This is a genomic window from Pseudomonas baetica, assembly GCF_019733355.1.
Classification (GTDB): domain Bacteria; phylum Pseudomonadota; class Gammaproteobacteria; order Pseudomonadales; family Pseudomonadaceae; genus Aquipseudomonas; species Aquipseudomonas baetica_A.
This window is the reverse complement of record NZ_JAIHLQ010000016.1, coordinates 127,662-143,174: the sequence shown is the minus strand read 5'-3', so window position 1 is coordinate 143,174 and position 15,513 is coordinate 127,662. Positions and strand designations below refer to the sequence as shown.

Annotated in this window: 12 protein-coding genes; 7 read left to right on the top strand and 5 right to left on the bottom strand. The window is 59.1% G+C overall.

Features of this window, described 5'->3' with window-relative positions:
• Positions 1-39: 39 nt before the first annotated feature.
• The 3 genes from K5E40_RS16380 to K5E40_RS16370 all read right to left on the bottom strand — a co-directional run bounded on the left by K5E40_RS16380 (position 40) and on the right by K5E40_RS16370 (position 3,254).
• Positions 40-1,530, bottom strand: a complete 1,491-nt coding sequence (locus K5E40_RS16380) for an NAD(P)H-hydrate dehydratase (protein WP_221731721.1) — start codon at positions 1,528-1,530, stop codon at positions 40-42.
• Between the two features lie 13 nt (positions 1,531-1,543).
• Positions 1,544-2,578 (bottom strand): alcohol dehydrogenase AdhP, encoded by a 1,035-nt coding sequence (gene adhP, locus K5E40_RS16375; protein WP_221731720.1) that lies wholly within the window; start codon positions 2,576-2,578, stop codon positions 1,544-1,546.
• A gap of 193 nt (positions 2,579-2,771) precedes the next feature.
• Positions 2,772-3,254 carry a hypothetical protein gene (locus tag K5E40_RS16370; RefSeq protein WP_221731719.1) on the bottom strand — a complete coding sequence of 161 codons (483 nt, stop codon included), beginning with the start codon at positions 3,252-3,254 and terminating at the stop codon, positions 2,772-2,774.
• Positions 3,255-3,470: 216 nt separating this feature from the next.
• Here K5E40_RS16370 and K5E40_RS16365 point away from each other — a divergent pair, with 216 nt between their 5' ends.
• Positions 3,471-4,172, top strand: a complete 702-nt coding sequence (locus K5E40_RS16365) for a VIT family protein (protein ID WP_221731814.1) — start codon at positions 3,471-3,473, stop codon at positions 4,170-4,172.
• Positions 4,173-4,450: 278 nt separating this feature from the next.
• Complete coding sequence (locus K5E40_RS16360; RefSeq protein ID WP_221731718.1) at positions 4,451-6,799, top strand: response regulator; 2,349 nt, start codon at positions 4,451-4,453, stop codon at positions 6,797-6,799.
• Positions 6,800-6,882: 83 nt separating this feature from the next.
• Here K5E40_RS16360 and K5E40_RS16355 read toward each other — a convergent pair whose 3' ends face one another.
• On the bottom strand, positions 6,883-7,791 hold the full coding sequence (locus K5E40_RS16355; RefSeq protein WP_221731717.1) for a helix-turn-helix domain-containing protein: 909 nt from the start codon (positions 7,789-7,791) through the stop codon (positions 6,883-6,885).
• Positions 7,792-7,953: 162 nt separating this feature from the next.
• Here K5E40_RS16355 and K5E40_RS16350 point away from each other — a divergent pair, with 162 nt between their 5' ends.
• From K5E40_RS16350 to K5E40_RS16330, 5 genes are all read left to right on the top strand, one after another.
• On the top strand, positions 7,954-9,312 hold the full coding sequence (locus K5E40_RS16350) for a glutamine synthetase family protein (protein ID WP_221731716.1): 1,359 nt from the start codon (positions 7,954-7,956) through the stop codon (positions 9,310-9,312).
• 160 nt (positions 9,313-9,472) lie between these two features.
• The gene (locus tag K5E40_RS16345) at positions 9,473-10,561 is read left to right on the top strand and encodes a polyamine ABC transporter substrate-binding protein (protein WP_221731715.1); all 1,089 of its coding nucleotides are present in this window, start codon (positions 9,473-9,475) and stop codon (positions 10,559-10,561) included.
• Positions 10,558-11,859 carry an FAD-binding oxidoreductase gene (locus K5E40_RS16340; protein WP_221731714.1) on the top strand — a complete coding sequence of 434 codons (1,302 nt, stop codon included), beginning with the start codon at positions 10,558-10,560 and terminating at the stop codon, positions 11,857-11,859. Before K5E40_RS16345 ends, K5E40_RS16340 begins: the two co-directional genes overlap by 4 nt.
• A gap of 105 nt (positions 11,860-11,964) precedes the next feature.
• A complete protein-coding gene (locus tag K5E40_RS16335) occupies positions 11,965-13,620 on the top strand; it encodes an intermembrane transport protein PqiB (protein ID WP_221731713.1) in 1,656 nt (551 codons plus the stop codon).
• Between the two features lie 16 nt (positions 13,621-13,636).
• Positions 13,637-14,188 carry a membrane integrity-associated transporter subunit PqiC gene (locus K5E40_RS16330; RefSeq protein ID WP_221731712.1) on the top strand — a complete coding sequence of 184 codons (552 nt, stop codon included), beginning with the start codon at positions 13,637-13,639 and terminating at the stop codon, positions 14,186-14,188.
• Here the strand turns inward: K5E40_RS16330 and K5E40_RS16325 are convergent.
• A complete protein-coding gene (locus K5E40_RS16325; protein WP_221731711.1) occupies positions 14,146-15,450 on the bottom strand; it encodes a HAMP domain-containing sensor histidine kinase in 1,305 nt (434 codons plus the stop codon). The two genes, K5E40_RS16330 and K5E40_RS16325, sit on opposite strands and share 43 nt — an antisense overlap.
• Positions 15,451-15,513: the final 63 nt, after the last annotated feature.

Below are 15,513 nucleotides of genomic sequence, written 5' to 3'. Positions count from 1 at the left end.
TGAAACGCGGGCACGGGGCTATCGGACCTCGACGGGTAGCTAGACGTCGAGCAGTCGACACAACACCTTTGGCAACAGGTCGGGCAGGTCCTCGGCCAGTAAGCCGGGACCGAATTCGGCGGCCGCCGCACCGTGTAACCAGACCCCCGCCGCCGCGCTGGCGAAGGCCGGCACTCCTTGCGCAAGCAAACCAAGAATGATCCCGCTCAAGACGTCGCCCGAGCCGGCGGTGGCCAATGTTGAAGGCGCGTTGGCATTGATGATTGCCCTGCCGTCGGGCGCGGCTATCACCGTGTCGCTGCCCTTGAGCACCACGACGGCGCCGCAACGCAGGGCCGCAGCACGGGTGCGCGTGAGCTTGTCGCCGGCGAAGTCGAACACCCGTCGAAACTCACCCTCATGAGGTGTCAGCACGCAAGGGCCGTGAATCGCGCGATCGAGTACACCGGGGTTGTCCTCAAAAGCGCTGATCGCGTCGGCGTCTATGACGGTCGGGCGTCCACTGGCAAGCATCGCCAGTACGTGCCCAAAGGTTTCCTTGTCCACGCCTGCACCGGGTCCTATCAACCAGGCAGAAAAGCGACTGCCGTTGAGCAGGTGCCCAAAATCTTCTGGAGTCACCCATGGACGCACCATGATGCTGTCCAGCGCTGTCGCATAAATGGCCAAGGCCAGTTCCGGCACCGCAATGGTGGTGAGCCCCGCTCCCGCTCTGGCTGCGGCTCTTGCAGCCATTCGAGCCGCACCGGTCATTGGATACCCACCAAAGATCAGGGCATGCCCACGACTGTGTTTGTCGGTACTCGCCTTGGGGCGGGGCAAACTGGCCAGCCATAAGGCCGGGCTGTTCTCAAAGGTGCGGGGGGCGATGGTGTCGATCACCGCGTTGGGAGTGCCAATATCCACAACAATGACTTCGCCGCACAGGTCCCGGCCTGGCAATAGCAAGTGCCCCGCTTTCTTGCACAGGAACGTGACCGTCAGCACCGCCGCGGCTGCCCCCAGCGTTTCACCGGTATCCCCCATGACCCCGCTGGGCGTATCGATTGCGATGATGGGCACACCGCCCTTACTGGCGGCGGCAAGCGTCGCCAATGCCTGACCTTCAAGGGGGCGGCTGAGGCCGGCGCCGAAGAGCGCATCGACGATCAGTTCAGCCCCCTCGAGCACCGCGGGGTTCATGTCTTCAACGTTCCCTTCCCAGCGCTGGGCGTGTTGCCGGGCTTCGTCCTTCAGGCTGAATCGACTGCCCAGCATCGCCACCCGCACCGGCCAGCCGGCTTGCGCCAGCACATGCGCCGTGACGAATCCGTCACCACCGTTGTTGCCCGGTCCACACAGCACCACCACCGCCCGTGGTGCCCAGCGACGCTCGATTTGGTGCGCTACGGCTGCACCAGCGTTGGCCATCAGCTCGAAAGACGACACGCCGGCAACGACCGACAAGCGATCGGCCTCTGCCATCTGCCGAATCGTCAAGACCGAAGTCTGACGACTTTTCAGCGCCACCTCGCCAATCAAGATGTTCATGCTTTGGCACTCTTCAACCGGCACTGAAATCGATGACCACGCGCGATGGAACATCACCGTGTTCCAGACGCTCGAAAATCTGGTTGATCGCCGATAACGGCTGCAACTCGATGTCGGCCTTGACCTTGCCCTGAGCGGCGAAGGCCAGTGCTTCGGCCATGTCCTGGCGGTTGCCGACAAAAGAACCGCGAACGGTGATGCAATTGGCAACCACATCAAACAGCGGCACCGGAAACTCGCCCGGCGGCAATCCCACGAGCACGCAAACCCCATGTTTACGGGTCATTGCGACGCCCTGTTTGAACGCACTGAGCGAGGGGGCCGTGATGAGTACGCCATGGGCGCCACCGCCGGTAGCCTCTTTGACCGCCGCCGCCGGATCACCACTTTTGGCGTTGACCACGGCATCGGCGCCAAGCCGGGTGGCATGGGCCAGTTTGCGCTCATCAATATCCACGGCGCAGACTTGCAGCCCCATCGCTTTGGCGTACTGAACCGCCAGGTGACCGAGGCCACCGACACCGGAAATCGCAATCCACTGTCCTGGTCGGGCTCCGGTCTCCTTGATGCCTTTGTAAGTCGTGACGCCGGCACAGATGATCGGCGCAGCCTCCCGCGGGTCAAGACCATGGGGGATGTGCGCCACGTAATTGGGGTCGGCGAGGATGTATTGGGCAAAGCCGCCGTTCTTCGTATAGCCACCGAACTGCGCTTGGGCACAGACCGTTTCCCAGGCCGTGAGGCAGTACTCGCAATGTCCGCAGGCCGAGTAAAGCCATGGCACGCCCACCCGTTCCCCGACTTTTACGCTGCTGACCCCTGCCCCGATCTGCGTTACCACGCCAATCCCCTCATGCCCGGGAATAAAGGGCAGCGTCGGCTTCAATGGCCAGTCACCACGCGCGGCGTGGAGATCGGTATGGCAGACACCACAGGCTTCGGTCTTGACCAGGATCTGCCCGGGGCCGACTGAAGGGACGTCATACTCTCTGATGACCAGCGGTTGGCCGAACTGCTCGACCACCGCGGCCTGCATTTTCATCGTCATGAAATGTTCCTCTTGAGGTGCCCCGTAAGCCCCCAGAGAACTCTGAGAGTGATGAAGGCAAAAATGACCTTTGGGTTACAGCACTGGAACGCTCCAGACGTGGTCTCTTTACTGAGTGGATCAACGGTTTCAAAACCGGCCATCACCGCAGTCAATGTGTCCACACGCCAGAACAGTCGATGCGAGACCAGGCTCAGCGACCGAGCACCGAGCTTGCGGTCGCGACGTCATCGTCACTGCCATGCACGATGAGTAAGTACTCATCGGCTTTGAGCGCAGTTTCGTATTCGATGACCTGATCCTTGCCAGCACCGAGACCGACCAGTGCGGCGCCCAGTGCCGACAGCCCTCCCACGATCACCGCCCCTTCAAGCGCACCGACCAGCATCGCCACAAAGGGGCCAGCCAAAGCGACGAGTCCCAAACCTGGCAAAAAGAAAAACGCCGGTGTCACCAGCAGCCCCCAGAACGATCCGCACAAGGCACCCATGCCACCCCAGGCCATCACCTTGTCACCGAGTTGGTAGAAGCCGATCGGATGCTCTTCAGTCTGGTAGCCCTTGCCCACGAGGGAGAGTTTCTTCACGTCAAAATCTGCCTGATTCAGAGTACGGATTGCTTCTTCCGCGTCGGCGTGGGTTTTGAAAATGTAGAAATTATTACGGCTGATGCTCATGGTCGCAGGCCTGATCGTTGAAACATGTCTGAAAACGGTGCAAGACACGTGTGGTCAACCGTCGCGCACCGCCTGAGCGTCAGAAGGAGACGAGGATGCTGACGTGCCGAGCCAACGTCACAAACCTCAACTTAGGCGCCTGACCCGCTAATGAGTAGCCTCGGAAACTACCTACACTCTGTGCTGAAACCATCGCGCAAAAGGCCAAACACAATGATCAGGTTCACACGCCGTCATGCCGAAACCCATAACAGCGACCGTATCGGCTGGCTCAGAGCGGCCGTACTGGGGGCAAATGACGGGATCGTCTCAACCGCCAGCCTGTTGATAGGCGTAGCCGCCGCCGGCGCCACGCACAACACGCTGATGGTGACCGGCATGGCCGGCCTCGTGGCGGGCGCCATGTCGATGGCCGCAGGTGAGTATGTTTCGGTGCATTCTCAGGCCGACACCGAGCACGCGGATTTGGTAAAAGAGCAAAAAGAGATTGATACCAAACCTGCGGCAGAACACCGGGAACTGGCGCAGATCTACATCCATCGAGGGGTTGAACCTGAGTTGGCCAGCCAGGTCGCCAGTCAGCTAATGGCTCACGACGCATTGGGCGCACATGCCCGTGACGAGTTGGGTATTTCAGAGACGCTCAGTGCCAAACCCCTTTCTGCCGCTTTCGCGTCGGCGACGAGCTTTGTCGTCGGCGCCGTTTTGCCAGTGGCGGTCACGCTGATCGTGCCGCTTCAGAACGTGATTCTCTGGATATCGATCATGTCGCTGCTTTTCCTGGCCTCCCTGGGCGCAGTCGCCGCGCAGGCCGGAGGCGCCTCTTTGCTCAAAGGCGCCTGGCGTGTGACCTTCTGGGGGGCGTTGGCGATGGTCAGCACCGCTGTGGTTGGGCATTTGTTCGGTGCGGTTGTCTAGGGCCGGTCAGTCTTTATCAACGCCCCATCGGCGGCGCTCAGCCGGGTTGCGTCAATGGGCTCGGAAACTACTCAGCGCTAAGCGAAAGTCGTTGCGCAAAGCCGCAAGCGACGACCGCCGGTCGGAGAGAAATGTCTGACGCCGTCCTGCGCCCAATCATTGCGTCCGTTCACGTCGTTGAACCGCCCCTCGCGCGCCTGCGAGCATTGCCTGGTGATTAAAGGGGTGTAGGATCCAAGGACGTGTTCACCCGGAATGCACTCACGCGGAAAGTCACAATGGCAGTTCGTCCGCCACTCGACACTGGAACCGCCACGCCCAGGATGATGACTCCATCTCCTTTGGCTGATGCTGCAACGTTGGGCTCGAAAGCGCGTATGGCCCCCAATGAAACAACAGACGCCCTCGATCAGTTACGTTTGCTCAATGGCCAGTTGGCCGAGATGAATCATGAGCTTCGTAGCAAGCTCGACAAGCAACGGGACGCTGCGCTGGACTGCCAGAATGTGCTGAACGGCATCAACATCGCTGCTGTCTTGCTGGACGAGCAGTTGAACATTCGTCTGTTCACACCGGCCACCCAAACCTTGTTCAGCATGCGCGCCGCCGACATTGGACGTCCGCTGGCCGAGCTATGCTCGTTGGCAACAGACGCCAATCTTCTGGAAGACGCCAGAGCGGTGATGCGTGACACGACGCCGCTGGAGCGAGAAGTCCGATCACAGAGCGGTATGAGTTTTACTCGGCGGATTTCCCCTTACATCAAGCACGACCATTGTGTGGAAGGGGTCATCATCACCTTTACCGATATCTGCGACAAAAAGCAGGTCACCCAGGCACTTGAAGAAGCGACGCATAACGCGCAGTTGGCAACGGCTGACCGTACGCGGTTTCTGGCCTGTGCCAGTCATGATCTGCGCCAGCCTTTACAAACGCTCAAGTTGTTGCAAGGCCTGTTACTGAGCCTGTTGAAAGAGGAACAGCCTCGAAAACTGACCATCAGGATTGGCGAAACCGTGGGCGCCATGTCCGGCATGTTGAATGCGCTACTGGATATCAACCATATTGAAACCGGTGCCGTTCAGGCAAACCCAGTTACTTTCCGAGTGAGTGATCTGCTGGACCGACTCGCCGACGAATTCAATTACAAAGCCTCTGCCCAAGGGTTGAGGCTGAAGGTCGTGCCCTGCCATCTCTCGGTCGAAAGTGATCCGCGCCTATTGGAGCAGATCCTGCGCAACCTGCTGTCCAACGCGCTGCAATACACCCATGAAGGTCGGATACTCCTGGGCTGCCGGCGACATGGCAGGTGGCTGAGTATCGAAGTTTGGGACACAGGCCTGGGTATCGAGCCGTCCCATCTGGAATCCATCCTTGCGGCCGATCCGCCAGGCAAAGAGCCTGTCTCTGGATTTGAAACGGGTTTGCCTGCCGTCAAACGCTTATGTGCCCTGCTCGGGCATCGATTACGTGCGCAATCGTGCATCAAAAAGGGATCTGCCTTCGCCATTGATGTCGTCTTGACGCCTGAAAGTGCAGCATTGCCAGGTGCCATGCATCCAACGGATCAGTCGGCGCAAGGCCGCTCGGCAAACGGTGAAATGATCCTGGTTGTCGAGGATGACGTCGAACTGCTCGAATTGTTGGGGACATTGCTCAAATCCGCAGGCTATCAAGTGGCAATGGCCAAAGACGGGATGACGGCACTGGAGAGTGTCACGCGTGGCGGCGTACAACCCGATCTGATCTTGGCCGACTTCAATCTGCCCGGGGCGATCAACGGCTTACAGATGATCACTCAGTTGCGCATGACACTTCATCGCAGCATGCCTGCCATCATTCTGACGGGAGATATCTCGCGCCTGACCTCCCGCGACGTAGCGTTTGAACACTGCATTCAACTGAACAAACCGGCGAAGCTAAAAGAGGTCACTTTCGTCATTGCTTCGTTGCTTGCACAGCAACGCGCTGCAAAAAACGACAGTGAGCGACCCGAAAAATTCGCGCCAGGCAATGCGCGCTCATCGATCATCTTCGTAGTGGATCGCGACGATCTCTTTCGCCACACGATTCGCGGCGTGCTTGAATCCCACGGCTACGCGGTTCACGACTACGCGACCAGTGAAGCATTTCTTGCAGATTATGCCCCCGGCCCGCCCGCCTGCCTGCTGATCGATGCCCACCTGCCAGGAATGGAAGGTGTTGAACTGCTGCACCAACTGAGAAAGAACGGCGATGACTTGCCCGCTGTCGTGATCAGCGGCAGCAATGAAGTGTCGATTGCCGTCGATGCCATGAAGGCCGGCGCTTCAGATTTCATTAAAAAGCCATTCGGTCGTAGTGAGATGCTTCAGAGCATTGCGCGAGCCTTGGAACACTCGCAGGACGCCAATAAAAAACTGGCGTGGATGCAGGAAGCGACTCATTGCATCGATAGCCTGACCTTGCGGCAGCGACAAGTCATGGACATGGTACTGGCAGGATTTGCGAGCAAACACATTGCAGCGCAACTCGGAATCAGCCAGCGAACGGTGGAAAACCACCGCGCCGCGGTCATGACTCGAACCCACTCCAAGTCCATTCCCGCCCTGGCGCGTGTGGCACTGGCCGCCGATTTGAGAATTTGAATGAGCGACTGGCTCCAGGGTTGCGCATAGTGGCCGCGCACCTTGTGCGCGTTCTGGTGTGCGTCGCAAAGGACTTTGGTTCGCTACGCCATGGGTGAACGCTTGAGCGTCTCGCTTGGCAGTTCCTTGAACAGCGACCGATAACTGTTGGAAAACCGCCCCAAGTGCCAGAACGACCAATTCATCGCCACTTCGGCGACCGTCGTTTGCGTCGGTGTGCGCTTGAGTAATTCGCGGTGAGCACTGTTCAACCGGCGCAGACGCAACCAGTGACTCGGGGTCATCCCGGTGTAGGCCTTGAACGCCTGTTGCAACTGCCGCAATGACACCCCTGCCACTTGGGAAAGCTCCAGCAAATTCAACGTCTCTTCCGGTGAATCGGCAGCCCACTCCCCGACCCGTTTCATGAGCGTTCGCTCTTCGGTACGACGCTGCAATCCACCGTGATCCAGGCCTATACGTGCGTTGTCGAGGATAAACAGACAATCCTCTAAAAGCTGCCGAGTAAGCGCGTCTTTTTCTTTTGAATCAATGGGTTGTGAAAGCTTCGTGAGAATCGAGCTTAACCAGCGACTGAACAACGCGTTCTGCCCGCCCTTGAGTTGCGTCATGAACAAGCCTTCGAGTTTCGCCAGATCCAGACCTTGCTGACGGACAAACTCCGGGCCGAACACCACGGCGATTTCCTGGTAGTTCTCCGGGGTGATCCAGATGTTGCGGCTGTCTTCATTGAGCAGATACAGCGCGTTGTCACTGCGATCAAAACAGAACGCCAAAGCCCCTTCCGGCGCACTGAAATTCTGCTCGACCCGGGTGTTCATCTGCTCTTCGTAGACCTCGACACCCTGCAGATCCAGATAACGAATCTGCCCGGCGAAATGCCCCGGCGACATCTGTTGGTAATGCTGAACCCAGCCCGGTGTGGCGCGGACTTGCTCGGCCACATCGGCGGTGTTGAATGCTTGAACCTGTAGCGGATTGCACGTTGTCATGGGGTGACCTTGCGCACTCTTTTGGTGCGCTTTGGTGCTGCTTAAAGTGGATAGATGGAACCGCAAAGCTCGCCCAAGATAGTCGTCAATGCGCCACAGGGGAAGGGGCGGAAGATGAAACCCGCCCTCCCCGGCGTCTATAAAACCAATAACGAGGTCTTTATGAATGCCCCTTTCGATCAGCTGTTCACTTGGCTGAAAGATCACAAGATTACCGAAGTTGAATGTGTGGTCAGCGACCTGACCGGCATCGCCCGCGGCAAGATCGCACCGACCAACAAGTTCCTCCAGGAGCGAGGCATGCGACTGCCGGAGAGTGTGCTGCTGCAAACGGTAACCGGGGATTTTGTCGACGACGACATTTACTACGACCTGCTCGACCCGGCCGACATCGACATGATCTGCAAACCGGTGAGCGATGCGGTCTACGTGATTCCATGGGCCATCGAGCCGACGGCCATCGTCATCCACGACACCTTCGACAAGTTCGGCAACCCGATCGAACTGTCGCCGCGCAACGTGCTGAAGAAAGTCTTGCAGCTGTATACCGACAAAGGCTGGAAGCCGATTGTGGCGCCGGAAATGGAGTTCTACCTGACCCAGCGTTGCGAAGACCCGGACTTGCCGCTCAAGGCACCGCTGGGTCGTTCGGGCCGCGCTGAAAGTGGCCGGCAGTCGTTCTCCATCGATGCGGCCAACGAATTCGATCCGCTGTTCGAAGACGTCTATGACTGGTGCGAACTGCAAGGTCTGGACCTCGACACGCTGATCCACGAAGACGGCCCGGCGCAGATGGAAATCAACTTCCGTCACGGCGACGCCCTGGATCTGGCCGACCAGATCACCGTGTTCAAACGAACCATGCGTGAGGCGGCGCTCAAGCACAACGTCGCGGCGACGTTCATGGCCAAGCCCATTGGTGACGAACCGGGCAGCGCCATGCACATCCACCAAAGTGTGGTGGACATCGCCACCGGCCAGCCGATCTTCGCCACCGCCGATGGGCAAATGAGCGAGTTGTTCCTGCATTACATCGGCGGTTTGCAGAAGTACATCCCTAAAGTGCTGCCGATGTTCGCCCCCAATGTGAACTCGTTCCGCCGTTTCCTGCCGGACACCTCGGCACCGGTCAACGTCGAATGGGGCGAAGAGAACCGCACCGTTGGTTTGCGTGTGCCGACCTCCAGCCCGCAAGCCATGCGCGTTGAAAACCGCCTGCCGGGTGCCGATGCCAACCCGTACCTGGCAATTGCCGCGAGTCTGCTCTGCGGTTACATCGGCATGGTCGAGGGCATCGAGCCTAGCGCTGCGGTACAAGGCCGCGCCTACGAACGCCGCAATCTGCGCCTGCCAATCACCATCGAAGAAGCCCTGACGCAAATGGAAGAGTGCGAGACCGTTGCGCACTACCTGGGCGACAAATTCGTACGCGGCTACGTCGCGGTGAAACGTGCCGAGCATGAAAACTTCAAGCGCGTGATCAGCTCGTGGGAGCGTGAGTTCCTGATGATGAGCGTTTAAGCCCATTCCACAAATCCTCTGTGGGAGGGGGCTTGCTCCCGAAAGCGGTGTGTCAGTCGACACCAATATTGAAAGTGCCAACGCTTTCGGGAGCAAGCCCCCTCCCACAAGGGAAATAGCGAACCACCTGAAAAATCCAATAATTCGAAGAGGTGTCGATATGCGTCTATTGAAATCCGTACTCCCGGTTGCTCTGAGCGTGCTGTTCAGCGCCGTGGCCCACGCCGAACCCCAGGTCAGCGTCTACAACTGGACCGACTACATCGGTGAAACCACCCTCGCAGACTTCCGGGCCAAGACCGGAATCAAGGTGATCTACGACGTTTTCGACTCCAACGAAACCCTCGAAGGCAAGCTGCTCGCCGGTCGTACCGGTTATGACGTTGTGGTGCCGTCCAACCACTTCCTCGCCCGTCAGGTGAAGGCCGGCGCCTTTCTCAAACTGGATCGTTCGCAGTTGCCGAACTGGAAGAACATCGACCCGAAATTACTCAAGCTGCTGGAAAAGAACGATCCCGGTAACTTGCACTCAGTGCCTTACCTGTGGGGCACCAACGGTATCGGTTACAACGTCGACAAGGTCAAGCAGGTCTTGGGCATCGATCACATCGACTCCTGGGCCGTGCTGTTCGAGCCTGAGAACATGAAAAAACTCAGCCAGTGCGGCGTGTCGATGATGGACTCGGCCGACGAAGTTTTCCCCGCCGTACTCAACTACATGGGCATGGACCCTCGTAGTGAAAACCCGAAAGACTTTAAAAAGGCTGAAGCGAAGCTGCTGAGCGTTCGCCCTTACATCACCTATTTCCACTCATCGAAATACGTCTCGGACCTGGCCAACGGCGACATCTGTGTAGCCTTCGGTTACTCCGGCGACGTGTTCCAGGCTGCCAACCGCGCCAAAGAAGCCAAGAACGGCGTGAACATCGCCTACGCCATTCCCAAAGAAGGCGCCAACCTGTGGTTCGACCTGCTAGCCATCCCGGCAGACGCCAGCAACCCGAAAGAAGCCCACGCCTTCATCAATTACCTGCTCGATCCGCAAGTGATCGCCAAAGTCAGCACTTCGGTCGGTTACGCCAACCCGAACCCGGCCGCCAAGCAATACATGGATCAGGACTTGGTCAACAACCCTGAGGTTTATCCCTCGCAGGCCGTGCTCGACAAACTCTACATCTCCTCTACCCCGCCCCAGGCGATCATGCGTCTGATGACCCGCTCCTGGAGCAAAGTGAAGTCCAACAAATGAATCAGTACAGCCAAGAACACGCCCGCTCCTATTACGCCGCTTCAGCGCGGGCGACCACGCCCTACCCGATACTGGACAGTGATCTGAGTGCCGATGTCTGCGTGATCGGCGGCGGGTTCACCGGGGTCAATACCGCCATCGAACTGGCGCAGCGCGGACTCTCGGTGATCCTGATCGAAGCCCGGCGCATTGGCTGGGGCGCCAGCGGGCGCAATGGCGGTCAGTTGATTCGCGGGATCGGCCATGACGTGGAAGGTTTCGCCCGTTATGTCGGTCAGGAAGGCGTGCGCTACTTGCAGCGCTCCGGCATCGATTCAGTGGAGCTGGTGCGCCAGCGCATCGGCGACAACAGCATCGATTGCGATCTGCACTGGGGCTTCTGTGAGCTGGCCAACACGGCCGCGCAATTTGCTGCCTTCAGGGACGAACACGTTGGCCTCGCCGAACTCGGTTACGCCCATGAAACCCGGTTGGTCGGCCCCGAGCAGATCCGCCAGCAAGTGGTCAACGCCGAAGGCTATGCGGGCGGTCTGATCGACATGGGCTCAGGTCACCTGCATCCGCTTGATCTTGTGCAGGGCGAAGCGCGGTTGGCCGCGTCCCTCGGCGTGCGCATCTTCGAGCAGAGTCCGGTGCTGGAAATCATTCACGGCACAACCGTGCAAGTGCGTTGCGCCACCGGCACCGTACGTGCCGGCAGCCTGGTACTCGGTTGCAACGCGCACCTGGATGAGCTCGAAAAACAGCTCAGCGGCAAAGTGCTGCCGGCGGGCAGTTACATCATCGCCACCGAACCGTTGTCCGAGGAACGTGCTGCGCAACTGATCCCGAACAATTTTGCGCTGTGCGACCAGAAGGTCGGGCTTGATTACTACCGTCTCTCGGCGGACCGGCGCCTGCTGTTCGGCGGTGCTTGCCATTATTCCGGACGCGATCCGGCGGACATCGCCGCCTACATGCGGCCGAAGATGCTCAAGGTCTTCCCGCAACTGGCGGACGTGCGCGTCGAATATCAGTGGGGCGGCAAAATCGGCATCACCGCCAACCGCTTCCCGCAGGTTGGCCGACTCAAGCAGCACCCAAACGTGTTCTACGCCCAAGGGTATTCTGGCCATGGCCTGAACGTCACCCACTGGTGCGCGAAACTGCTCGGCGAGGCGATTCATGCCGGTCACAGCCAAGGCATGGACGTGTTCAGCGGCGTGCCGCACATGACCTTCCCCGGCGGCCCGGCCTTGCGTTCGCCGCTGCTGGCACTGGGAATGTTCTGGTATCGGTTACGCGAGATGCTCGGCTGAGGTCTTTCCCTTCCGCACATTTGCTCTATCGCCAAGCACTTCTATATTGATGAAGTGCTTTTGCGTTCCTGACGCTCAGTGCCCAATTATTGAAGGAGGACACGGATGAAGTCGTCAGCCACCGACGAGCCGCGAGCACCAGGCCAGCCGCCGATAAAGACCCGACGCTTCAGTGTGTCATTGGTCTGGATCGTGCCAATCGTTGCGGTGCTGGTGGGGATTTCGCTGGTGGTGCACAACCTTCTGCAGGAAGGGCCGACCATCGCCGTCAACTTCAAGACCGGCAGCGGCCTGGTGGCCAACAAGACCGAGGTCAAATACCGCAACGTGGTGATCGGTCAGGTGACCGATGTCGAACTGAGCGATGACCAGAAAAGCGTCAACGCCACCATCAAACTGGCCAAGCGTGCCGAATCCTTCACCCGCGAAGACTCCCAGTTCTGGGTGGTGCGCCCGCGTATTGGGGCCGGCGGTGTGTCGGGTATCGATACCCTGCTTTCCGGCGACTACATTGGTGCCGATATCGGCCAGTCCAACACCCGAGCCAAACACTTCAAAGGTCTGGAAAACCCACCACCGATCACCTATGGCGAACCCGGCAAGCGCTTCATGTTGCACGCCCCGGATCTCGGTTCGCTGGACATCGGCTCGCCGATCTACTACCGCAAGATCCCGGTCGGTCAGGTCGTCAGCTACGCACTGGCATCTGACGGCAAGGGCGTGGACATCGAAGTCTTCATTCATGCGCCCAACGATGCTTTTGTCACCGAAAACACCCGTTTCTGGAACGCGAGCGGTATTGACGTCAGCGTCGGCGCCAACGGTTTTCAGTTAAAGACCGAATCGTTATCGTCGATGCTGGTCGGTGGTATTGCCTTCCGTGCGCCGGACTACAGCCCCAACGACGTTGCCGCGACCGATGACAAAAACTTCGAACTGTTCGAAGACCAGCAAACCGCCCTTGCCCCACCCAGCGGCAAAGCGCAATACCTGAGCTTGCGTTTCGACCAATCCTTGCGCGGGCTCAAGGTCGGCGCTCCGGTGGAGTTCCTCGGCATAGAGATCGGCCGGGTCGTGGCGATCAATCTGGATTTCGACGCAAACAAAAGCAGCTTCCCGCTGAATGTCGGCATTGTCATATACCCGCAGCGCCTCGGTCTGGCCTACGGAAAAATGCTCAAGACCTTCAAGCACAACCCCGACGACGAAGCTGCCGGCATACGCCTGATCGGCACCTTCATCGACAAGGGCCTGCGTGCGCAAGCCCGCAGCGGCAACCTGCTGACCGGACAGTTGTACATCGCCCTGGACTTCTTCCCGAAAGCCGAAAAAGTCGCGTTTGATCCGACGCAGCGCCCAGTGGTGATTCCGACGGTTCCCGGCAGCCTCGAACAGCTACAGGTCAAACTTGAAGCCATGATCGACAAGCTCAACAAACTCCCGGTCGGCAGCATCGCCAGCAACCTGGACAGCAATCTGGTCGAACTGCGCAAAGGTCTGACCCAGTTCAACGCCAAGACCCTGCCGGGCGTGCAGACCACCCTCGCCGACGTCAGCAAAACCTTGCAGTCCGCCAACTCGACCCTGGCCGAAGATTCGCCGCAGCGCGAAAAACTCAACCAGACCCTCGATGAACTCGCACGCATGTCGCGCTCCTTGCGTGAGCTGTCGGATTATCTGGGCCGTCATCCGGAATCGCTGATTCGCGGGCGCCCCGACAACGCCGCGCCACTGGACCTGAAAGGACCGCCACGCAATTGAGCACAGGAGCTAACCCATGGCTTTACCGCTGAAGATCACCGTGCTCGCTGCGTTCATGTTGCTGGGTGCTTGCCGCAGCGACCCGATCAGCTTTCACACCCTGACGCCGGTGCAACCCGGTAGTCACCGGGCGGGCACACAAATCCCGATTGAAGGGATCACCGTGCCGCCCCAGGTGGATCGTCCGCAAATTGTCGTCCGCGAGGGCAGCAGCGGCCTGGCGATTCTGGAAACCCACTGGTGGGGCGCGAGTCTGGCGGATGAGTTGCGCAGTGCCTTGACCGACCAACTGAGCAACACCAGCGGGCGGGGCACTGTCTCGGTGCGTATCGATGTACAACGCTTCGACTCGATTCCCGGCCAGTACGCGTTGATCGATGCAACATGGCGACTGCGGCCGCTCGGCGATACCGACAACGGCCTGTTGACCTGCCGTTCCACGCTGCAAACGCCGTCAGGCCCGAGTATCGATGAACTGGTCTCGGCCCAGCAGAACAACGTCAAACGTCTGGCTGCCCTGATCAGTCAGACCGCTGGCGATCCGCACAGGTGCCCAGCTTCTTCTTGAGTCAGCGTCACGGTAAAACGACAACCGTTGGGCTCACGGCTGGTGAGTTGCACCTGCCAATGCTGCTGGTTACAGATTCTCTGCACCAATGAAAGCCCCAAGCCGAGGCCCTCTCCACGCTGCTCATCGCCGCGCACGAATGGCTGGAACATCGCATGGTGTTGCTCCTCGGGGATACCGATGCCGCTGTCCTCGACCACAAAGCTGTTTTCGTGGAGGGTCAGGCGGACAAACCCTTGATCGGTGTAGTGCCAGGCGTTGCGCAACAGATTGCCCATGACCGACTGCACAAAGGTCAGGTTGTAGAGCGCCGTTCCTGCGTGTTGCGCGTCGTAGATAAATTCCAGGCCCTTTTCACGAATCAGCCGCCCCCAGACTTCAACCAAAGCATCGGCGACCTCCCTGAGCGAGCAGGCAGATTCAGTGCCGGCTTCCTGTTGCTTGCGGGCCAGCAGCAAGAATGTCTCGACCAACTGGCGCATTTCGTCGCTGGCCCGGGCGATGCGGTTGACTTGCGCCGAGGAGCGCGCGTCCAGTGAAGGGTTGGCCAGCAACAGTTCACAGGAACTGGCGAGCACCATCAGCGGTGTGCGCAATTCGTGGCTGACATCGCTGGTGAAGAGTTTCTCCCGGCTCAGTGTTTGCCTTAACCGGCCCAGCGTCTGATCGAACGACAACGCCAGTTCGCCGACTTCGTCAGCGGCGTAGTCCGGATGCAGAGGCGGAGCCAGTTCAATGAGTTGGTCGCGATGCCTGACCTGGTTCGCCAGACGGATCACCGGGGCCATGACCCGCCGCGCCAGTAGACGGCCCAGCCCAATGGCCAGCAACACGCTGAGCATGAAACCGACAATCACCACAATGAACAGCAATCGCTCGCGCTGCTCAAGGTTTTCCTGGTCCCGCAACAGTACGTATTTTCGCCCGCCAACAGCTTCCACCATCGCGTAGAAGTCATCACCGTCAAATTGGATCTCCTGAAAGCCCAAAGGCAATGCTGCCAGTTGCGCGGTGAGCGCCATGGCCCCTCGTCCGCCCTCGAAAAAAAACAGCTCACTTTTTTCAGGTTTATGGTTCCAGTGGCTGATGTCATCCATCGCCAGTAACCGGTGCAACCCTCCGCCGAGCGTGGTACGGGTCAAATTGCGCTCGACCACGTGCACGGTGGCGACAATCCCTAGCGCAAACACACCGGCGACCAGGGCGCTCATCGAGGCGAAGACGACCACAATCCGTTTGGTGAGGCTTTGCTTAAAGTCCATTGGGTAGAAATGACTCCACGACTGCTCAGTTCAATCGCAAAAAAAGGGCGCTGCACGGTTGTG